Below are 20,033 nucleotides of genomic sequence, written 5' to 3'. Positions count from 1 at the left end.
AAGGATTGACGCCTGTCACGCGGCCCGCTCCAGCTGATGGCATGCTAGATGCTTCGCATTTTCCCTGGGCGATGCGACGCAGACGAATGGCGTTTTACGGAGATGGCGATGCGAATTTACCGGCTGTTCTTTGCGAGCATCGTTGCCTTGGGCATCCTCGCTCTGAGTCAGGCGCACGGTGAGGCAACGGAGACGCAAACCGGCACGCACCTCATCACGCTCGGTACGCGCGGCGGCCCGATTCCCGCCAAGGATCGGGCGCAGTCATCAAATCTGTTGATCGTCAACGGGACGTATTACCTCGTAGACGCTGGCGATGGCGTGCTCCGCCGGTTGACGCAGGCAGGGGCCAATTTTCGGCAGATCGGGCTGGTGTTCATCACGCACGGCCACGACGACCACACTGCGGGGTTGGGCGCACTCATGTCTGTTGCGTGGGATTTTCAGCGCCACGACCCCATTGCCGTTTACGGTCCGCCTGGGACCGCCGCGCTGGTAAAAGGCGCCATTCAGTATTTCACGGTGAATGCGGAAATCCGCTGGGCCGAAGGCAGGCGCACACCGCTTGGCGATGTCTTTGTCGGCCATGATGTGGCGCCAGGACTGATCTACCAAGATCAGAACATCAAGGTTACTGCTGTTGAGAACACGCACTTCCATATCCCGGAGGGCAGCCCGTACTACGGCAAGTACAAGTCCTATTCCTATCGTTTCCAGACACCCGACCGTGTCATTGTCTTCACTGGCGACACCGGCCCCAGCGACGAGGTGACGGAGCTAGCAAGGAATGCCGATACGCTCGTGTCGGAGGTGGGTTCCGGCGAAGACGTGAAGCAGGTGTTGATCAAGAACGGTACGTGGCAAGGCATGACACCGGAGCAACGGACAGCGTTCATGCGGCATGAAGTTGAGGAGCATCTGACACCGGATGAGGTCGGGAAAATGGCGGCACGCGCTCACGTCAAGAGGGTGGTGCTAACTCATCTGCTGCCGACGGTCAACGAGCATGACGATTACCAGCGCTATGTGCTCGAGGTTAAGAAATTTTTCTCCGGACAAGTGGTCGTTGCCAAGGACCTGATGGAGTTTTGACCCCATGTCCGCTCAATTCAATCAACCTTTGCAACGCGGCAGTCCCGGCCCGGCATCTGCCGGGCATGGAGTACGCCGAGCGCCTGCAAGCATTGCTCGTGCATCGGCCTGACGCTGTTCAGAGACGGACTTGGCAAAACCGGCGACCGTCACGCGATCGCCAAACTGCCTTCTAGCAGCCCGCTTACACTGTGCCGTACGCGCAAACGCGCGATGCATGGTGGAACCTGCGAGCCTGGTTGCCGGTCACCATCGATTGACCCCAAGGAGCCCCTTCCCGATGACCACGTCTTTGATGTACGAGTTTCTGGTGCCGACCGCAAACCGCATGCTGGGCAACCTGTCTGCGTTGCTCGACACGGCGGCCGCCCACGCCGAAGCCAGGAAGTTCGACCCGGCCAATCTGATGAGCGCGCGTCTGGCGCCGGACATGCACCCGTTTGTGCGGCAGGTGCAGATCGCCTGCGATCAGGCCAAGGGCGGCGCGGCGCGTCTGTCGGGCAACGAGGTGCCGTCGTTCCCCGACGTGGAGACGACGATTCCCGAACTGAAGGCGCGCATTGTCAAGACGCTGGCGTTCGTCAACAGCATCGACCCGGCGGCCTTTGCCGGCAGCGAAGATCGCCAGATCACGCTCAAGACGCCCACGCGCGAACTGCAGTTCACTGGTATCGATTACCTGCGCGGCTTTGTGCTGCCGAACCTGTATTTCCATATCACCACCGCCTACGCGCTGCTGCGCCATAACGGCGTGGAGATCGGCAAGCTCGATTTTCTCGGTCGCCCCTGAAACAAGCAGCGTCGCTGCAAGGACAACGCCGGCTGCCTGACGACAGGCGCCGGCGTTTTTCATGGGCGCGCGATCAACCCGGCTGCGGCAGCGTAGCGGCGTAGCTCGGCCGTTCTCGAATGACGGCCTGCGCGCGGCGGATGTTCGGGCAGCGCTCCAGCAGCGCCTTGCTCTCGGGAAACATCTCCAGAGACATCACGATCGGCGCGAGGAACAGGTCGGCCATCGACAGCGTGTTGCCGACCAGGAAATCGCGTTCGCCGTACGCCTGGTCGAGCACCTGCAGTTGGGTGGCCATTTCCGGCAGGGCGGCGTCGATGGTGGCGCGCTCGGGTTGTCCGTCCGCACCCTTGGGGAAGATGTACTGCAGCACGTAGCGGCGCACCATCGTGTCGTACGCATGGCAGTTGATCAGGCTGATCCATTGCTCGCCGCGTGCGTGGGCGGTGGCGCCCCATTGCGGCAGCAGGCTCGGGCCGTCGAAGGCTTCGTCGATGTAACCGAGGATGGCGCGCGTTTCATAGAACTCGATCGGACCATCACTGAACGCCGGCACGCGGCCAAACGGATTATGTGCGACCAGCTCCGGCGTGTGCGGCGCTAGCGGGTTGAGCTTGTAGGGCACGCCTTTTTCGGCAAGTGCCATGCGTACCGTGCGGCAGTAGGAGCTGCGCGGGTTGCCGTACACGGTGACGGTGCCGGCTGTGCCGTCGGGGTCCAGGTAATCGTTCAGGCGGTTGAAGACAGATTGCCAGCCGCCCATGTGGCCGTCGCGTGCCAGCGCATCCGGGAAGCCGGTGTGGCGCATGTGCAGATCGGTGCCGCCGTCTTTGTCGGTCAGCGTGACTTCAATCAGCGTCTTCAGTTCGGGCGGCAATGATCCAGCTTCCCACCACCACGTGTAGGCGAGGAAGTTGGCGCGATCGAGCGTCTGGTATTCCCCCGCGGCGATGTATCTGGCGCCATCGCGCCCACCCATGACGATGCGGTATTGGCCGCCTACACGCGCATCGGCGGTGGCTTGGGTGACGCCCATGCCGCGCGGGCAGTGCCACGCCGCCAGTGCCGCCTGATCGGTAAAAGCATCGAACACCCGCTCGCGCGGCGCGCGGATGTGGCGGGTCATCTCCAGTTCGAATGTGGCAGCACGGTCCATGATGGTCTCCGGGGCTTGCGTCAATCTTTGGTGGGTGGGGTTTGAGTTTGCTCGACAAAGGCGACCAGGCGATCCAGGTTGCCCTCCCAATGCAGGCGATAACGCTCAAGCCAGCCATGCGCATCGCGCAGGGCATCAGAGCGCAGATGGCAGATACGCCAGCGCGCGTTGATTTCGCGCTCGATCAGCCCGGCCTCGGCCAACACGCGCAGGTGCTTGGAAATGGCCGGGGCGGACATGTCGAACGGGCGGGCAAGCTCGCTGACGGGGGCTTCGCCTTCGGCCAGGCGCGCGAGGATCGCTCGGCGGGTCGGATCGGCCAAGGCAGCGAATACGGTCGAAAGGGTGTCGTCTGATGTCGGCATGCGTTCATTTAACTAACTGGTTAAATGTGTGTCAAGGGCCGTTACATGCGGCGTTGAAGGCGCTCGATGTGCAAGCGTTAAGAACAGGTCACGACCGCGCGCCGGCGCATCTGTCACAATCGCGCCCGTGGCCGGCGCGGGGAGTGTCGGTGCATTTCACTTTCGGGTCTTCACATGCCGTTTCTTGGAATCGGGTTTCACGTCATCGTCGCGTTGTTCTTTGCCGTGCATGTCGTGCGCAGCAACCAGAACATGTATTGGCTGTTCATCCTTTTTGCGTTTCCGTTGCTGGGCAGCGTGGTGTATTTCTTTGCGATCTATCTGCCGGAGATGCGTCACTCGCGCGGTGCCCGCGTTGCCAGCCGTGCCGTGACGCAACTGATCGACCCGAACCGCGCCGTGCGCGAGGCCCGCAACGACTTCGATCGTGCGCCGACCGTACAACACCGCCTGCGCCTGGGTGAAGCGCTGCTGGAAGCCGGCGATGCCAAGCAGGCGCGCCAGCACTTCGAGCAGGCCGCCACTGGCCCGTTTGCCGGCGATCCGGCAGTGCTGTTGGGCTTGGCCCGCACGCAGTTCGCCACCGGCGATGCAGCACTCGCCAAAGGCACGCTCGACAAGCTGTTCGAAGCGCATCGCGTGACGCGTCAGCAGCCTGATCCGACACTGCTGTACGCACGCGCATTGGCTGCGACGAACGCGCCGAATACGCGTGAAGCGTTCGAGCAAGCGCTGACCTGCGCCAACGATGCCGCTGCCCGCTGCCTCTTCGGCGAATGGCTGCTCGACCAGAAGAACGACGCCGACAAGCAACGCGCCCAAGCCTTGTTCGAAGAAATCCTGCGCGATGCCAAGCACTGGACGCGCTACGCCAAAGACCACAATCGCGAATGGCTGCAGCGCGCTGCGGCCGCTCAGTCTGCTTCCCGTTGATCCGATTTATGACACTGTTGAAACGCAAGTCCATCGAGGCCGTTGCCTCGCGCCGCCCGGCCCGCGCCAAACGCGAAGACCGCATGAACCACGATGACGAACCGAAGCGCATGGCGCCGCGCTTTGCGCCGGTCACGTTTTCTGAACTAGCGGGCGTGCGCTATCTGCACTTTGGCACCGAGTGGGTGCAGGGCGCCATGCGCCTGTCCAAGCCCGACGCCATCGAGTTGGAATACGCCCAGCAGATGATGGCGTGGATGCTGTTTCTTGATCCGGCTGCGCGCCCGGATTTCCATGTCGTGCAACTCGGCCTGGGTGCCGCAGCGCTGACCAAGTTCTGCCACCGCCAGCTTGCGCCCGCGCAGGTTACGGCAGTGGAGTTGAACCCGTCGGTCATCGTCGCAGCGCGCAGCATGTTCGGCATGCCGTTCGACGACGCACGCTTGAGCGTGCTCGAACAGGACGCCTACGACTGGGTGACAGACGCCAGCCACCACGGCACCGTCGATGCCCTGCAGATCGATCTGTACGACGCCACGGCGCGTGGCCCCGTGCTGGATACGCCTGCGTTCTACAAGGCCTGCCGTCAGGTGCTGCGTTCGCCGGGCGTGATGACGATCAACCTGTTTGGCGACCACACCAGCTTCCCGCGCAATATAGAGCGGATTTGCGACGCGTTCGACAACCGTGTGCTCGTCTTCCCCGAAGTGCATGACGGGAATGTGATTGCGCTGGCGTTCAATGGGCCGCCGTTGAAGGTGAGTTGGGAGGCTGTGCAGAAGCGGGCTGCGGCGCTGCAGGCATCGCTCAAGCTGCCAACCAAGGGTTGGGCAGAAGGGCTGCGCAACGCCAATGCCGGACAGGAAGACGGGCTGGTGATTTGAGTTTTTGCTTGAGGTTCACCCCGGCAGGGGGTGAGCCAAGGGATCGATCAGAAACACATAATCGATCCCCCCACAACATTACTTGGACAGCAACCGCATTGCCGATTCCAACCCGGCAATCGTGACCGGATACATCCGCGTCTTCACGATCTGGTTGATGACCGAGATGGATTGGCGGTATTCCCACAGGCCTTCCGGCTCAGGGTTGAGCCAGACGAACTTCGGGAACTGCTCAATCAGCCGCTTGAGCCAGACGGCACCGGCTTCTGCGTTGTTGTATTCGACCGAGCCACCGGCCTGCAGGATTTCGTACGGGCTCATCGTCGCGTCGCCCACGAAGATCAGCTTGTAGTCGGGCGGGTACTTGCGGATGACATCCCACGTGGAAAAGCGCTCCGCGTGGCGGCGGCGGTTGTTCTTCCACAGATGCTCGTACACGCAATTGTGGAAGTAGTAGTACTCCAGGTGCTTGAATTCGGTCTTGGCGGCGGAGAAGAGTTCTTCCACACGTTTGATGTGGTCGTCCATCGAGCCGCCCACGTCCATCAGCATCAGCACCTTGACGTTGTTGTGCCGCTCGGGGCGCATCTTGATGTCGAGCATGCCGGCATTGGCGGCGGTGGAGTGGATGGTGTCGTCCAGGTCCAGCTCGATGTCGGCACCATCACGTGCGAACTTGCGCAGACGGCGCAGCGCCACCTTGATGTTGCGCGTGCCGAGTTCGACGGTATCGTCGTAGTCCTTATACGCACGCGCTTCCCACACCTTGACCGCCGTGCGGTTGCCCTTCGATGGCCCGCCGATGCGGATGCCTTCCGGGTTGTAGCCACCGTGCCCGAACGGCGACGTGCCGCCCGTGCCGATCCACTTGCTGCCGCCTTCGTGGCGCTCGTGTTGCTCATTCAGCAGCGCCTTCAGGCGCTCCATGAGCTTGTCGAGGCCGCCCATGGCTTCGATCTTCGCTTTCTCTTCCGGCGAGAGTTCGCGCTCGAGCTTCTTGATGAGCCAGTCGAGCGGAATGTCTGCACGCCAATCGACCGCGCTTTCCATGCCCTTGAAGTACGCACCGAAGGCTTGGTCGAACTTGTCGAAGTGCTTCTCGTCCTTCACCAGCGTCATGCGCGCCAGGAAGTAGAACTCGTCGAGTGACGGCGCGATGACCTGCTGCTTGAGGCCCTCAAGCAGCGTCAAGTATTCCTTGACCGAGACCGGCAGCTTGGCGTGCCGCAAGGTGAAGAAGAAATCGATGAGCATGTTGTCTCCTGCTCAGTGTGATGTGCCGCTCAGGTTCAGCAGCGCCACGCCGCCCACCACCATGCCAATACCGGCGAGTAGCAGCCACGGGTTCATCGCGGCAGCTCCAGCTTGTATTGCAGATGGCGTTTCACCGTGAGCCATTCCGACGCGATGATGGAGAACACGACCGTGTCCCGGAAGCTGCCATCCGGCATGCGCTGGTGATTGCGCAGCACGCCGTCCTGCTTGGCGCCCAAGCGGGCGATGGCGGCGCGGCTCTGGTGGTTCATCCAGTGCGTGCGGAATTCCACAGCAATGCAGTGCAGCGTCTCAAAAGCGTGGGTGAGCAACAACAGCTTGCATTCCGTGTTGATGGCCGTGCGCTGTACCGATTTGGCGTACCACGTGTGCCCGATCTCCAGCCGGCGGTTGGCCTCGTCCACGTTGAAGAAGCGCGTGGCACCGACGACCCTGCCCGGTTGCCCATCGCGCATCTCGCGCACGACAAACGGCATGGCCCCCAACCGTTCACGCATGTCCAGCGCAATCGCCAGCCAATCGCCAACTTTCTCGGGTTCGGGCACCGAGGTGTACCAAAGCTTCCACAAGTCACCGTCCGCGACCGCGGCGCGGACTTCGTCCATGTGTTCCGGGCCGAGCGGTTCCAGCCAGGCGTGCTGGCCGGACAGGGTGACGGGCTCGATCAGGCGCGGCATCGTCGGGCCCCGTTCAGCGGTTCGCGCGGTTCATGAAGACCAGCCGCTCGAACAGGTGCACGTCCTGCTCGTTCTTGAGCAGCGCGCCGTGCAGCGGCGGAATCGCGGCGTTCTTGTCCTGGCTGCGCAGCGATTCCGGGGGAATATCCTCCGCCAGCAGCAGCTTGAGCCAGTCAATCAGCTCGGAGGTCGATGGTTTCTTTTTCAACCCCGGCAGGTTGCGCATCTCGTAGAACGCGTCCAGCGCGGCCTTGACCAGCGCGGGCTTGATGCCCGGATAGTGCACGTCGACGATGGCCTGCATCGTGTCCGCATCCGGAAATTTGATGTAGTGGAAGAAGCAGCGGCGCAGGAAGGCGTCGGGCAACTCCTTCTCGTTGTTCGACGTGATGATGACGAGCGGACGGTGGCGGGCGCGGATGGTCTCGCGCGTTTCGTACACGTAGAACTCCATGCGATCCAGCTCGCGCAGCAGGTCGTTCGGGAATTCGATGTCGGCCTTGTCGATCTCGTCGATCAGCAGAACGACGGGCTCGTTGGCCTCGAAGGCCTGCCACAGCACGCCCTTGACGATGTAGTTGCGGATGTCGTGGACCCGGTTGCTACTTTCCTTGTCGCCCAACTGAGAGTCGCGCAGGCGCGACACGGCGTCGTATTCGTACAGGCCCTGCTGCGCCTTGGTGGTGGATTTCACGTGCCACTGCAGCAGCGGCATGCCCAGCGCGGCGGCCACTTCCTCGGCCAGCATGGTCTTGCCTGTACCCGGCTCGCCCTTGATGAGCAGGGGGCGTTGCAGCGTCATCGAGGCGTTGACGGCGAGCTTGAGGTCATCGGTGGCAACGTACTGGTCGGAGCCTTCGAAACGTGCGGCCTGTTTGGGCGTAGTGGACGTCGAGGTAGGATTCATCGGGCAAGCCTACTGAGCGGTAAAGGAATCGAAAACGGCCAGTATAAGAGCATTTGGGCGTTTGCCGCCGGGCAGCGCCAGGGCGGGCGCCGTGCCATTCCGCGCTGTCAAGTCACGGGTCCCCTAACTGGACTGGAAAAAAAGCAGTGCGCTACAATGCGCCGGTTTGACGCACCTCAAACGACCGTCCTATGGCTTCTTGCCAACGGCGGGTGAACGCGCCCAGCGAGACAGCCGGCTGGCAAGCCAAGCAGGCAGGCAGGGCGAGCAGGATTCTGAAACTCCACGCTTAAGAACGAGATGAAAAAGATCCTCACCATGGTGGCCGCGTTTGGCGCATTCAGCGCGCTGGCCGCGTCAGCCACAGCAGCCGACGTTCAGGGCAACGCGGCTGCCGCCGAGAACAAGGTCGCCATGTGTATCGGCTGCCATGCCATTCCCGACTACAAGACGTCGTTCCCCGAGGTGTATCGCGTGCCCTATCTGGGCGGCCAGAACGCCAAGTACATCGAAAGCGCGCTGCATGCGTATCAGAAGGGTGACCGCAAGCACCCGACCATGCGCGCCATTGCCGGGTCGCTGACGGACCAGGACATCGCCAACCTCGCTGCGTACTACTCGCAGCAGACGGCCGCCACCCAAAACAACCCCCAGAAGTGACGAGGACGAACATGAAGAAGATTTCGCTCGCAACCTCGGTCACTCTTGGCGCGTTGATCCTGGGCGCTGCCTTGTCGGCACAGGCTGCTGATCTGGAGAAGGGCAAGCAACTGGTGGAGAAGGGCACGTGCGCGGCCTGCCACGGTGCGGGCCTGAATGCCCCGATTTCGCCGGACTACCCGAAGCTCGCCGGCCAGCACGGCGACTACATCTATCACGCACTGCTGGCCTACCAGACCAGCAACAACCCGCTGGTGGGCCGCAGCAACGCCATCATGGCCGGTCAGGTCAACAGCAACCCCGCCACCATCGGCGCCGACGGTAAGCCGCGTCCGTTCACGCAGGCGGAGTTGAAGGACATTGCCGCGTATATCGAATCGCTGCCAGGTTCGCTGGTGCTCAAGAAGTAATCGGGTATTTGCAGGCAAAGAAAAACCGCTCTTCGGAGCGGTTTTTTGTTGGGCGGATGACTCGAACGCTTAGCGGGCAGTGGCGCGCTTGCGCACGCATTCGATATAGCCTTCGCCGTCGGGCGGCAAGCCGGTGCGCTGCGCCGTCCATAGCATCTGGCCAAGGCATTCCATGACCTGATGCTGCGCTTCGTGCGGTGAATCCAGCCGCTGCGCCAGAGCCTCATACGCCGCACGAATGCCGCGCGGCTGGTCCACCGACACCTGCTCGCTGATCGACAGATGCATCGACAGGTGCAGGAACGGGTTGCTCTGGCCGCTCTCGGGCGTGTAGTCGCGGGTGAGGGCTTCGTCGCCGGCTTCCAGCGTGTCGTGGTATTCGGGATGCTGCAGCATCCAGTCGAGTGCCATGGCTTCGAGCGGCGTGAGGATTTCTGCCTGACGGTGCTTGCGCCACGCGCCGCAGAAGAATTGACGGACTTCGTCGCGGGAGGGATTGAACATAATCTCGCCATTGTACCGGCGCGCCTTGATGTCTGCCGGGCGGTTTCAGGCGACGCCAACGCTACAATGGCGCCCCGCACCCGCAGACGGCGATCTCATACAAAACGCCGCACGCCATGAGACAAGCCACCGATTCCAACCTCGCTGCACGCGCCGCTGACAAGCTGCTAGGCGTGCTGCTGATCGCCGTGTCCGCAGCATCGTTCGGCGCGATGGCCATCTTCACGCACTACGCCTATGCGAGCGGCGCCAATGTGGTGGGCTTGCTGATGCTCCGCTTTGTCATCGCGGCTGTGGCGCTGATGGTGGTGATGCGCGCGCGCCGTATTGGCATACCGCCGTGGTCGCGCGTGGCGGGGCTGGCGGCCATGGGCGGTATCGGTTATGCGGGGCAGTCGTTCGCATTCTTCACAGCGTTGAATTACGCGCCGGCCAGCCTGGTGGCGCTGCTGCTGTATCTGTATCCGATGTTCGTCACGATGCTGGCCGCGATTTTCTTGCGCGAGCGGCTGACCACGACGGCGATCATCGCGCTTGTGTTGTGCTCGGTCGGCGCGGGGCTCACGGTGGGCGGTGCGGGACTGTCAGGCGGCAGCATGCTTGGCATTGCGCTGGGTGTGGCGTCAGCGGTGATCTACTCGATTTACATCACGGTCGGCGCGCGTGTGACGCGTGGGCTGGACCCGCTGGCGAGCACGACTGTCATCTGCGCCGCGGCGGCGGTGGTGTACACGGGCATGGCCCTGGCCGGCGCGCCCGCACACTTGCCCGGCACATTCGGCGGTTGGGCGGCGGCGCTGGCCATTGCCGGCTTGTCGACGGTGGTGGCGATCCTGACTTTCTTTGCCGGGTTGCAAAAGCTGGGGGCGGCGCAGGCGTCAATGCTGTCCACGTTGGAGCCCGTGGTCACGGTGCTGCTGGCGGCGTTGTTGCTCGGTGAATCGATTGTGCCCACACAGATGACGGGCGGCGTGCTGATCCTGGCCGGGGTGCTGTGGCTCACGCGTGCGGATGCTAAGCCTTCGGGCCATGAGACGGAGGATATGGCCTGATGTTGGCGTGATGCCAAAAGAAAAGTTCGTAAGCAAGCCGTGTAAAGGGCCGTTTTTCATCGCACGCGATTGGCTGTAAAAATGACCATGCCCAGGCAATGTGGCGCCGCAATACGTGCGATTAAATACAAAGAAGGCATACGTTTTTTTATAGTTTTTTTATAGAGATCCGGTGCAACTGATGGGAGCCGGATGCCCATCCGGTGCGTGCAGGTGTCCGGCACGCGCGGATACGGCGCATTACAATGCGCTCCTCAACTCTTTCCCGGAGCACCTTGCAATGCCCATGCTTGAACCGTCCGTGCTGGACCAACTGTTCCACGCAGCCCGTACCCACAACGTGTGGCTCGACAAGCCGGTCGACGACGAACTGCTGCACACGCTGTACGACACCGTGAAATACGGCCCGACCGCCGCCAACAGCACGCCGGCCCGCTTCGTGTTCGTCAAGAGCGCTGCTGCCAAGGAGCGCCTGATTCCGTGCATGTCGGCCGGCAATCAGGAAAAGACCCGCCAGGCGCCCGTAGCCGTGATCGTTGCGTACGACACGCAATTCCACGAGCAACTGCCCAAGCTGTTCCCGCACACCGATGCGCGTTCGTGGTACGCCGGCGACCAGGCCAAGATCAATGCGGCCGCGCTGATGAATGGCTCGCTGCAGGGCGGCTACCTCGTGCTCGCCGCGCGCGCGTTGGGTCTGGATTGCGGCCCGATGGCCGGCTTTGATGCCAGCAAGGTCAACGAGACGTTCTTCCCCGATGGCCAATGGAAGGTCAACTTCATCATGAACATCGGCTACGGCGATGCGGAAAAGCTGCACCCGCGCAACCCGCGCCTGTCGTTCGAAGAGGCGTGCAAGATCGTCTGATTGCCTGATCGCTGAAGCGCGATCGTCGATCAAGCCCCTGTGAGAAATCGCAGGGGCTTTTTTACTGGATGGACAACGCGTTCATCAGCGTACGCAGCAGTTTTGCACCATCGCCGCGCCACGCGCTGCCGTGCATGCAGGCCAGGGTGGTCGGCTCGGTAGCGATCAGTTTCTCGAACAGCGGCTGGGCGCCCATGGTGTGCGAGTAGTAATCCAGTTGATGCCGGAAGGCCTCGCTGGGCCCGAGAATGTCCGACTCGGTCAGCGGCGGCAGGCCTGCACCGGGTTGGGTGAAAAGGTCACCGCAGAGCAGGGTGCGCGTGCTGTCTTCGATCAGGAACCCACATTCCCAGGCATGCGGGAGATGCGGGGTGTCGAGCCAGCGAACGCGATGCCTTCCCAAGGCGACCGTTTCTCCGTCGGCGAGTGCTTTGGGCGCCCGATCCGCAAGATCCCCGATCGACACAAGTGCGGCAACCGACCCGCACAACGGCACGGACTGAGGCGCGACACGCAGCCACTCGTTGAGCGAGCCGCACTCGTCGGCTTCGACGTGAGAGAAGGCGATATAGCGAAGCTGATCGACCGGCAATACGCTGGCAACCGCCTCCTGCACGAGCGGAAACATCTTGCGCGGGCCGGTGTGAAACAGCAGCGGCGTGTCGTCTGCGATGAGGTACTGGTTGAACGAAAAGGCACCCGCGCCCGGGATCTGGACCGGCGTGTTGATGCGGTAGATGCCGTCGGCAACTTCGTGCACATTCGTTCCCGACGTTGGGTTCGTGATCGCCATTCGCCACCTCCAAGGTCTGACGCAAGGGTGCTGGTCATTATAGGCAGCGTGGTGGCGGAAATTCGGGAGCCTGTACGTCGTCTCAAGCAGTGATGCCGTTAATGGGAGGCGGCGAACCTGCGGTGCTCATTCCTTCGGCGCAGGCGTTTTCGGCCGGAACTCGCACAGCGGCTCGATCGCGCAGTGCCAGCATTCGGGCTTGCGCGCCTTGCACACGTAACGCCCGTGCAAAATCAGCCAGTGGTGCGCGTCCTGGCGGAATTCTTCCGGCACCACCTTCAGCAGTTTCAGCTCGACTTCCAGCACGTTCTTGCCTGGCGCCAACCCGGTACGGTTGGCCACGCGGAAGATATGCGTGTCCACTGCGATGGTCGGCTCGCCGAAAGCCGTGTTCATTACCACATTGGCCGTCTTGCGGCCCACACCGGGCAGTTCTTCCAGCGCTGCGCGGTCACGCGGGACTTCACCACCGTACTGGTCGAGCAGAATGCGGCACGTCTGCAGGATGTGCTTGCACTTGGTGCGGTACAGGCCGATGGTCTTGATGTATTCGGTGATGCCTTCCTCGCCCAACGCCAGCAGCTTGGCGGGCGTGTTGGCCACCGGAAACAGCTTGCGCGTCGCCTTGTTCACGCCCACGTCGGTCGCCTGTGCGGAGAGCAGTACCGCAATCAGCAACTCGAACGGCGTGGTGTACTCCAGTTCGGTGGTCGGCGTCGGGTTGTTCTCGCGCAGGGTCTCGAAGATGGCGTAGCGCTTGGCGGGATTCATCGTCGGGCGTCGTCAGGGTTTGTCGGCGTCGGGTTTGGCGCTGTGCTTGATCTGGTCTGCGACGCGCTTGCGGCGGGCTTCGGCTTCATCGATCTGGGCTTGCACATCCGCAGGCACGTCGGTCACGTTGCGCGGCCCTTGCCCGCGCGCGGCCATGTCGGCCTGCTTCTGGCGTGCGCGTTCGATAGCGGCCTGGATGATCGCTTTCTTGCGCGCCTGTGCGGCGAGTTCAGCGTCATCAGCGGGTTGTTCGGCACTCACGGCGGCCAGCTTGGCGGCGGCTTTGGCAGCCAGACGCGCCTCGTTTTCGGCCTGTTCACGTTGCAGGCGTGCGTTGCGGAAGACGTAGCGGTCGCGGGCGACGTCGGCCTGCTCTTGGCTCCACGCGTCCCAACCGGTGCGCCCGCCGGTGATGGGGATCATGTCGATGCAGTCGACCGGGCAGGGCGGCACGCAGAGGTCGCAGCCGGTGCACCAGTCTTCGAGCACCATGTGCATCGCCTTGGGTGCGCCGACGATGGCGTCCACCGGACACGCCTGGATGCAGAGCGTGCAACCGATGCAGCGTTGCGGGTCGATGACGGCCACCGCACGCGGTTGCTCGATGCCGTTAGCGGGGTCCAGTGGCAACAGATCACCCGCACGACCGAGTGCGTCAGACAGGCGGCGGATGCCTTCCACACCGCCAGGCGGGCAGCGGTTGGGCAGCGCTTCGCCGCTGGCCATAGCTTGCGCGTAGGGGCGGCAACCGTTGTAGCCGCACTTGGTGCATTGCGTTTGTGGCAGGAGGTTTTCGAGCCGGTCGGCCAGCGATGCGGCCAATGCGGGGACCAAGGAAACCACGGTGGGACTTGTCGTTTGAATAGCCTGCCATTATCGCCGATTTGGTCACCGTGCAAGGCGTGCATGCCCTGACATCGCGTGCGGGGAGCATGTCGTAACCCTATGACATAATTCCCGCGTTCTCAACGGACCGACGTGCCATGTCGCCTCATCCAGCCGCGCCGCTCCCGGATATCGAAGCCGATGCCCTGGGCGAATCCGCCGCACCCCGCGCGCGTCGCGACCCTGCCGGCACGCGCCGACGCATCCTCGCTGCTGCTGTTGAAGAGTTCTCGCGCGGCGGCTTTGCTGGTGCCCGTGTCGACGCCATCGCCCGCCGCGCCGAGACCAATGAGCGCATGCTCTATTACTACTACGGCAGCAAGGAAAAGCTCTTCCTGACTGTGCTCGAGCACATGTACTTTCGCTTTAAAGAGGCGGAAGAGCAGGTGCAGATCGAGTCGTCGGACCCGCGTGAGGCAGTCATCCAACTCGCGCGTTTCGTCTGGGATTTCTACTACGAGAATCCCGAGTTCATCCGCCTGCTCAACAGTGAAAACCTGCACGAAGCGCGGCACCTGAAGACGTCGCCGCACTTGGTGGAGCTGGTCAATCCGGTCATCGACGTGCTCCGTGGTGTGGTAGATCGTGGTCAGCGTACCGGCATCTTCCGCGACGATATCGATGTGTCGCGCCTGTATCTGACGATCTCGGCGCTGGGTTATTACGTGCTGTCCAACCGCTACACGATCAGCGCCGTGGTGGGCCGCGATATTGCCTCGGCCGATGAACACGAGGCGTTTGCACAACTGCATATCAAGATGCTGCTGGCATATCTGGATCGGCCCAAGGATTGATCGACGTGAATTGACCGAAGTGAAGTGTCATCGCGCAAAAAAGCCTCGCAAGAAGCGAGGCTTTTTCTTGTGTGCTTCAGACTCAGGCGACAGCCTTGAAGCGTGGTGCGTTCTCGTCGTAGCGGCGGATGAAATCGCGCAACTGCGGATACACCTGCTCGCGCCAGCGGCGGCCCGAGAAGATGCCGTAGTGGCCGCACTTGGGCGCCGTCAGATGCTGCTTGTGTGCCTTCGGGATGCCGCTGCACAGGCCATGCGCGGCTTCGGTTTGGCCGCTGCCGGAGATGTCGTCCAGCTCGCCTTCGATGGTGAACAGCGCGGTGCCCTTAATGTCCTGCGGGCGTACCGGCTTGCCTTCCACCACCCACGTGCCGTTGGCCAGGTGGAATTCCTGGAACACGTCGCGGATGGTCTCCAGGTAATACTCGGCGGCCATGTCGAGCACGGCGTTGTACTCGTCGTAGAAGCGCACGTGAGCTTCAGCGTCTTCCGTGTCGCCTTCGATCAGGTTCAGGTAGTAATCGTAGTGTGACGACACGTGGCGGTCCGGGTTCATCGCCACGAAGCCAGCATGCTGCAGGAAGCCCGGATACACCCTGCGACCATGGCCCGGGTAGTTTGCCGGCACCGTATAGATCACGTTGTTCTCGAACCAACTGTGCGACTTGTTGGTCGCCAGCGAGTTGACGGCGGTCGGGCTCTTACGCGCGTCGATCGGGCCGCCCATCATGGTCATGGTGCGGGGCGTTTTCTCGCCGTCCGAGGCCATCAGCGAGATGGCCGCCAGCACCGGCACGGTCGGTTGACACACCGAGATCACGTGCAGCTTGTCAGCACCGATGTGGTTGATAAATTCGCGGATATAGCTGATGTAGTCCGACAAGTGGAAGGCACCTTCTTCGGCCGGCACCATGCGGGCGTCGATCCAGTCGGTGACGTACACCTTGTGATCTTGCAGCAGCGTGCGCACGGTGTCGCGCAGCAGCGTGGAGTGGTGGCCCGACAGCGGCGCGCACACCAGCACGACGGGCTCATCCTTGAGCAGCTTGATGGTCTCGGCGTCGTCGGCGTAGCGCTTGAAGCGGATCAGGCGGCAGAACGGCTTCTCGACGATGGTCTGTTCGACGATCGGGATGTCGCGGCCGTTGGACTTGACGGAGCGGATGCCGAATTCCGGCTTTTCGTACTCCTTGCCCAGGCGATACAGCAGTTCGTAGCCCGCAGCGTAGCGTTGTGCGCCAGGCATCAGGGACAGCGGGCTCAAGGGGTTAGTGAAGGTCTTGGCAGTCGCTTGGGCCCAAGCCGTCATGGGGCTGAGCAGGGCGCGCTGGAATTCGTGAAGCTGGTAAAGCATGGCTGGACCGGTCTGTGGTGGCGGCGAGGGGGCAAGGTGCGCAAACGATTATGCACCTGGGCGCAGGTTACTGCGATGCAGCATAAACCCTGATAACAGAGTGTTGCGCCGCTTATATGATGCGCCCGTGTCAGTCTAGTCCGATGCAGCAAAAAAGCGGCCGAAGCCGCTTTTCTTTTTGCAATTGCTCTGAGATGAGCGACGTATGAATCACCTTACAGAACATCAGCGATAGCGTTTACCACCGCGTCGATGTTGTGGGTGTTCAGCGCGGCCACGCAGATGCGGCCGGTCGACACGGCGTAGATGCCGTGCTCGGTACGCAGACGATCCACTTGCGCGGAGCTCAGGCCCGAGTACGAGAACATGCCGCGCTGCGCCTTCACGAAAGAAAAGTCGGTCTTCACGCCCTTGGCGGCCAGCTTGTCGACCAGCGCGTTGCGCATCGACTTGATGCGATCGCGCATTTCGCCCAGTTCCTGCTCCCACATCGCGCGCAGCTCGGGGCTGTTCAGCACGCTGGCGACCACCGTGCCACCGTGCGTCGGCGGGTTGGAGTAGTTCGTGCGGATCACGCGCTTGACTTGCGACAGCACGCGGGCAGCTTCGTCCTTGCTGGTCGTCACGATCGACAGTGCACCGACGCGCTCGCCGTACAGCGAGAACGACTTCGAGAACGAGCTGGACACGAAGAACGACAGGCCCGATTCAGCAAACAGGCGCACGGCCAGGCCGTCTTGCTGGATGCCGTCGGCAAAGCCTTGGTAGGCCATGTCGAGGAACGGAATCAGGTTCTTTGCCTTGATGACTTCAACGACCTGCTTCCATTGGTCGGTGGTCATGTCCACGCCGGTCGGGTTGTGGCAGCAGGCGTGCAGCACGATGATTGTGTTCGGCGCGTAGCTGTTGAGCGAATCGAGCATGCCGGCAAAGTTCAGGCCGTGCGACGGAGCATCGTAGTACGCGTAGTTGACGACTTCAAAGCCGGCCGACTCGAACAGCGCGCGGTGGTTTTCCCAGCTCGGGTCGGAAATGGCGACCTTGGCGTCCGGGTACAGGCGCTTGAGGAAGTCGGCGCCGATCTTCAGTGCGCCCGTGCCGCCCAGGGCTTGCGCCGTGACCACGCGGCCTTCGGTGATGAGGGGCGATTCAGCGCCGAACAGCAGCTTCTGCACGGCCTGGTCGTAGGCGGCAATGCCTTCGATCGGCAGATAGCCGCGCGGGGCAGCAGCAGCCAGGCGTGCCTTTTCGGCTTCCTGTACAGCGCGCAGCACCGGAATTTTCCCTTCGTCGGTGAAGTACACGCCCACGCCCAGGTTCACTTTGGTGCTGCGAGTGTCGGCGTTGAAGGCTTCATTCAGGCCAAGGATGGGGTCGCGCGGGGCCAGTTCGACGGCGGAGAAAAGCGACATGAATTGTCTCGATCGGTTGGTTCGGAATTCGGTGGGATCTTGCAGGCGGTGCGGCGCGGACTCCGGGGCGGGTTGCCCGGTGCGGCTCACACAAGGGAGCAATTGTACCGAATACGGACTCTAATCGCCCGAGAAAACCTTGCAGAACAGGCGTGCAAAGCGTTTTGGTGGCCGGTACAGATGGGGCCGGTTCGGGTGTCCAAACCATTGCTACGGGTCGTCGATACGGCGCGCTACACTAAAAGATTGGTTGCAATTGCCGTTGCCGCCCTCATTTTCTGGGGCGTGCGAGTCACTTTTGTCGACTTTCCGCGCTGCCATCCTGCCCCGCCGCCATGACCGATCTGAGCCAAGTCCCCAGCCCGCACGACGAGTCGAAGTTCGTGACTTTCGAGGGCTCGCCGTTCCAGTTGTACCAGCCATATCCGCCGGCCGGCGATCAGCCCGAGGCGATCCGCCAGCTCGTTGAAAACATCGGGGATGGCCTTGCGTATCAGACCCTGCTGGGTGTGACGGGCTCAGGCAAGACGTTCACCATGGCCAATGTGATCGCGCAGGTGGGGCGCCCGGCCATCGTGTTTGCGCCCAACAAGACGCTGGCGGCGCAGTTGTACTCAGAGTTTCGCGAGTTCTTCCCCCGCAACGCGGTCGAGTACTTCGTCTCGTACTACGACTACTACCAGCCGGAAGCCTACGTGCCACAGCGCGATCTCTTCATCGAGAAGGATTCGTCGATCAACGAGCACATCGAGCAGATGCGGCTGTCGGCCACCAAGAGCCTGCTGGAGCGCCGCGATGTGGTGATCGTGGCCACTGTCTCGGCCATCTACGGGATCGGCAACCCGAGCGAATACCACCAGATGATCCTGACGCTGCGCGCGGGCGACAAGGTCAGCCAGCGCGATGTGATCGCGCGTCTGATCGCCATGCAGTACACGCGCAACGAGACGGACTTCCAGCGCGGCACCTTCCGCGTGCGCGGCGACACGGTTGACATCTTCCCCGCGGAGCACGCCGAGATGGCCGTGCGCCTCGAACTGTTCGATGACGAAGTCGAATCGCTGCAACTGTTCGACCCGCTTACCGGGCGTGTGCGGCAGAAGATTCCGCGCTTCACGGTGTACCCGTCAAGCCATTACGTGACGCCGCGCGAGACCGTGCTGCGCGCCATCGAGACCATCAAGGCCGAACTGCGCGAACGGCTCGATTTCTTCTACAAGGAAAACAAGCTGGTTGAGGCGCAGCGGCTGGAGCAGCGCACGCGCTTTGACCTGGAGATGCTGCAGGAGCTGGGCTTCTGCAAGGGCATCGAGAACTACTCGCGGCATCTGTCGGGCTCCGCGCCGGGCGAGCCGCCGCCAACGCTGGTCGACTATCTGCCGCCCGATGCGCTGATGTTTCTGGATGAGTCGCACGTGCTGATCGGCCAGCTCAACGGCATGTACAACGGCGACCGCGCGCGCAAGGAAACGCTGTCCGAGTACGGTTTTCGGTTGCCTTCTGCGCTCGACAACCGGCCGCTCAAGTTTGCCGAGTTCGAGACCAAGATGCGGCAGGTGACGTTCGTCTCTGCCACGCCGGGCGACTACGAGAAGAAAACGGTGGGCGACACCGAAGTGGTCGAGCAGGTGGTGCGTCCCACAGGCCTCGTCGATCCGACCATTGAAGTGCGCCCAGCCACCACGCAGGTGGATGACCTGCTCTCGGAGATCCACTTGCGCGTCGAAGCGGGGGAGCGCGTGCTGGTGACCACGCTCACCAAGCGCATGGCAGAGCAACTTACGGAGTTTCTGTCCGAGAATGGCGTCAAGGTTCGCTACCTGCACTCGGATATCGATACGGTCGAGCGCGTGGAGATCATCCGCGACCTGCGACTGGGTACGTTTGACGTGCTGGTCGGCATCAACCTGCTGCGCGAGGGTTTGGACATTCCCGAGGTGTCGCTGGTGGCGATTCTGGACGCGGACAAGGAAGGTTTCCTGCGCGCGGAGCGCTCGCTCATCCAGACCATCGGACGCGCCGCGCGGAACGTGAACGGCACCGCCATTCTCTACGCCGACCGCATTACCGAGTCGATGAAGAAGGCCATTGGCGAAACCGAGCGCCGCCGCGCCAAGCAGATCGCCCACAATGAGGCGAACGGCATCACGCCGCGCGGTGTGGTCAAGCGCATCAAGGACATCATCGACGGCGTGTACAACGTCGACGAGGCGCGTGCCGAGTTGAAGGCCGCGCAAGAGGCCGCCAAGTACGAGGACATGAGCGAAAAGCAGGCGTCCAAGGAAATCAAGCGGCTGGAAAAGCAGATGCTCGACCACGCCAAGAACCTCGAATTCGAGAAGGCGGCGGCGGTTCGCGATCAACTGGCCAAGCTCAAGTCGCAGCTCTTCGGCGCGAGCGGCGAAGACCATATCGTTCCGGCCGCCTGAACTGCGCGGCCATTTGACGGGT

The 20,033-nt window shown here is 62.4% G+C and carries 21 protein-coding genes; 10 read left to right on the top strand and 11 right to left on the bottom strand.

Annotation, left to right across the window (positions count from 1 at the left end):
• Positions 1-48: 48 nt before the first annotated feature.
• Both PSUB009319_RS06585 and PSUB009319_RS06580 read left to right on the top strand, forming a co-directional pair.
• Positions 49-1,092 carry an MBL fold metallo-hydrolase gene (locus tag PSUB009319_RS06585; RefSeq protein WP_260392901.1) on the top strand — a complete coding sequence of 348 codons (1,044 nt, stop codon included), beginning with the start codon at positions 49-51 and terminating at the stop codon, positions 1,090-1,092.
• Positions 1,093-1,372: 280 nt separating this feature from the next.
• Positions 1,373-1,882 carry a DUF1993 family protein gene (locus PSUB009319_RS06580; protein ID WP_124381441.1) on the top strand — a complete coding sequence of 170 codons (510 nt, stop codon included), beginning with the start codon at positions 1,373-1,375 and terminating at the stop codon, positions 1,880-1,882.
• A 73-nt stretch (positions 1,883-1,955) separates the two neighbouring features.
• Here PSUB009319_RS06580 and PSUB009319_RS06575 read toward each other — a convergent pair whose 3' ends face one another.
• Positions 1,956-3,038 carry an SRPBCC domain-containing protein gene (locus PSUB009319_RS06575; protein ID WP_124381440.1) on the bottom strand — a complete coding sequence of 361 codons (1,083 nt, stop codon included), beginning with the start codon at positions 3,036-3,038 and terminating at the stop codon, positions 1,956-1,958.
• Between the two features lie 20 nt (positions 3,039-3,058).
• A complete protein-coding gene (locus PSUB009319_RS06570) occupies positions 3,059-3,403 on the bottom strand; it encodes a helix-turn-helix transcriptional regulator (protein WP_124381439.1) in 345 nt (114 codons plus the stop codon).
• 174 nt (positions 3,404-3,577) lie between these two features.
• On the opposite strand from PSUB009319_RS06570, the gene PSUB009319_RS06565 reads away from it, so the two are divergent.
• Both PSUB009319_RS06565 and PSUB009319_RS06560 read left to right on the top strand, forming a co-directional pair.
• Positions 3,578-4,336: a tetratricopeptide repeat protein gene (locus tag PSUB009319_RS06565; protein WP_124381438.1), complete on the top strand. Its 759-nt coding sequence runs from the start codon at positions 3,578-3,580 to the stop codon at positions 4,334-4,336.
• 8 nt (positions 4,337-4,344) lie between these two features.
• Positions 4,345-5,220 (top strand): spermidine synthase, encoded by an 876-nt coding sequence (locus tag PSUB009319_RS06560; protein WP_124381437.1) that lies wholly within the window; start codon positions 4,345-4,347, stop codon positions 5,218-5,220.
• A 78-nt stretch (positions 5,221-5,298) separates the two neighbouring features.
• Here PSUB009319_RS06560 and PSUB009319_RS06555 read toward each other — a convergent pair whose 3' ends face one another.
• The 3 genes from PSUB009319_RS06555 to PSUB009319_RS06545 all read right to left on the bottom strand — a co-directional run bounded on the left by PSUB009319_RS06555 (position 5,299) and on the right by PSUB009319_RS06545 (position 8,079).
• A complete protein-coding gene (locus tag PSUB009319_RS06555; RefSeq protein WP_124381436.1) occupies positions 5,299-6,474 on the bottom strand; it encodes a VWA domain-containing protein in 1,176 nt (391 codons plus the stop codon).
• 92 nt (positions 6,475-6,566) lie between these two features.
• Positions 6,567-7,172, bottom strand: a complete 606-nt coding sequence (locus PSUB009319_RS06550; RefSeq protein WP_124381435.1) for a GNAT family N-acetyltransferase — start codon at positions 7,170-7,172, stop codon at positions 6,567-6,569.
• A gap of 13 nt (positions 7,173-7,185) precedes the next feature.
• Positions 7,186-8,079, bottom strand: a complete 894-nt coding sequence (locus PSUB009319_RS06545; protein WP_124381434.1) for a MoxR family ATPase — start codon at positions 8,077-8,079, stop codon at positions 7,186-7,188.
• Between the two features lie 300 nt (positions 8,080-8,379).
• On the opposite strand from PSUB009319_RS06545, the gene PSUB009319_RS06540 reads away from it, so the two are divergent.
• The gene (locus PSUB009319_RS06540; RefSeq protein ID WP_124381433.1) at positions 8,380-8,739 is read left to right on the top strand and encodes a cytochrome c; all 360 of its coding nucleotides are present in this window, start codon (positions 8,380-8,382) and stop codon (positions 8,737-8,739) included.
• 11 nt (positions 8,740-8,750) lie between these two features.
• Positions 8,751-9,149 carry a cytochrome c gene (locus tag PSUB009319_RS06535; protein WP_124381432.1) on the top strand — a complete coding sequence of 133 codons (399 nt, stop codon included), beginning with the start codon at positions 8,751-8,753 and terminating at the stop codon, positions 9,147-9,149.
• Positions 9,150-9,218: 69 nt separating this feature from the next.
• Here PSUB009319_RS06535 and PSUB009319_RS06530 read toward each other — a convergent pair whose 3' ends face one another.
• On the bottom strand, positions 9,219-9,653 hold the full coding sequence (locus PSUB009319_RS06530) for a DUF1841 family protein (RefSeq protein ID WP_124381431.1): 435 nt from the start codon (positions 9,651-9,653) through the stop codon (positions 9,219-9,221).
• 116 nt (positions 9,654-9,769) lie between these two features.
• On the opposite strand from PSUB009319_RS06530, the gene PSUB009319_RS06525 reads away from it, so the two are divergent.
• Both PSUB009319_RS06525 and PSUB009319_RS06520 read left to right on the top strand, forming a co-directional pair.
• Positions 9,770-10,705, top strand: a complete 936-nt coding sequence (locus tag PSUB009319_RS06525; protein ID WP_124381430.1) for a DMT family transporter — start codon at positions 9,770-9,772, stop codon at positions 10,703-10,705.
• Positions 10,706-10,985: 280 nt separating this feature from the next.
• Entirely contained in the window at positions 10,986-11,573 is a 588-nt protein-coding gene (locus PSUB009319_RS06520) for a malonic semialdehyde reductase (protein WP_124381429.1), read from the top strand.
• Between the two features lie 61 nt (positions 11,574-11,634).
• Here the strand turns inward: PSUB009319_RS06520 and PSUB009319_RS06515 are convergent, their stop codons facing one another.
• The 3 genes from PSUB009319_RS06515 to rsxB form a co-directional block, all read right to left on the bottom strand.
• Positions 11,635-12,366: an MBL fold metallo-hydrolase gene (locus PSUB009319_RS06515; protein WP_124381428.1), complete on the bottom strand. Its 732-nt coding sequence runs from the start codon at positions 12,364-12,366 to the stop codon at positions 11,635-11,637.
• A gap of 126 nt (positions 12,367-12,492) precedes the next feature.
• Complete coding sequence (nth, locus tag PSUB009319_RS06510; protein ID WP_124381427.1) at positions 12,493-13,137, bottom strand: endonuclease III; 645 nt, start codon at positions 13,135-13,137, stop codon at positions 12,493-12,495.
• A gap of 12 nt (positions 13,138-13,149) precedes the next feature.
• Positions 13,150-13,980 (bottom strand): electron transport complex subunit RsxB, encoded by an 831-nt coding sequence (rsxB, locus tag PSUB009319_RS06505; protein ID WP_124381426.1) that lies wholly within the window; start codon positions 13,978-13,980, stop codon positions 13,150-13,152.
• 140 nt (positions 13,981-14,120) lie between these two features.
• Here rsxB and PSUB009319_RS06500 point away from each other — a divergent pair, with 140 nt between their 5' ends.
• Entirely contained in the window at positions 14,121-14,816 is a 696-nt protein-coding gene (locus PSUB009319_RS06500; RefSeq protein ID WP_124381425.1) for a TetR/AcrR family transcriptional regulator, read from the top strand.
• Positions 14,817-14,898: 82 nt separating this feature from the next.
• Here the strand turns inward: PSUB009319_RS06500 and PSUB009319_RS06495 are convergent, their stop codons facing one another.
• A complete protein-coding gene (locus PSUB009319_RS06495; RefSeq protein WP_124381424.1) occupies positions 14,899-16,170 on the bottom strand; it encodes a polyhydroxyalkanoate depolymerase in 1,272 nt (423 codons plus the stop codon).
• A 215-nt stretch (positions 16,171-16,385) separates the two neighbouring features.
• The gene (locus PSUB009319_RS06490; protein WP_124381423.1) at positions 16,386-17,582 is read right to left on the bottom strand and encodes an amino acid aminotransferase; all 1,197 of its coding nucleotides are present in this window, start codon (positions 17,580-17,582) and stop codon (positions 16,386-16,388) included.
• 335 nt (positions 17,583-17,917) lie between these two features.
• Between PSUB009319_RS06490 and uvrB the strand changes: the two genes are divergently transcribed.
• Complete coding sequence (gene uvrB, locus PSUB009319_RS06485) at positions 17,918-20,011, top strand: excinuclease ABC subunit UvrB (protein ID WP_124381422.1); 2,094 nt, start codon at positions 17,918-17,920, stop codon at positions 20,009-20,011.
• Positions 20,012-20,033: the final 22 nt, after the last annotated feature.

This window comes from Ralstonia sp. SET104 (assembly GCF_003851545.1).
Taxonomy (GTDB): Bacteria; Pseudomonadota; Gammaproteobacteria; order Burkholderiales; family Burkholderiaceae; genus Ralstonia.
This window is presented reverse-complemented; position numbering and strand designations above follow the sequence as displayed.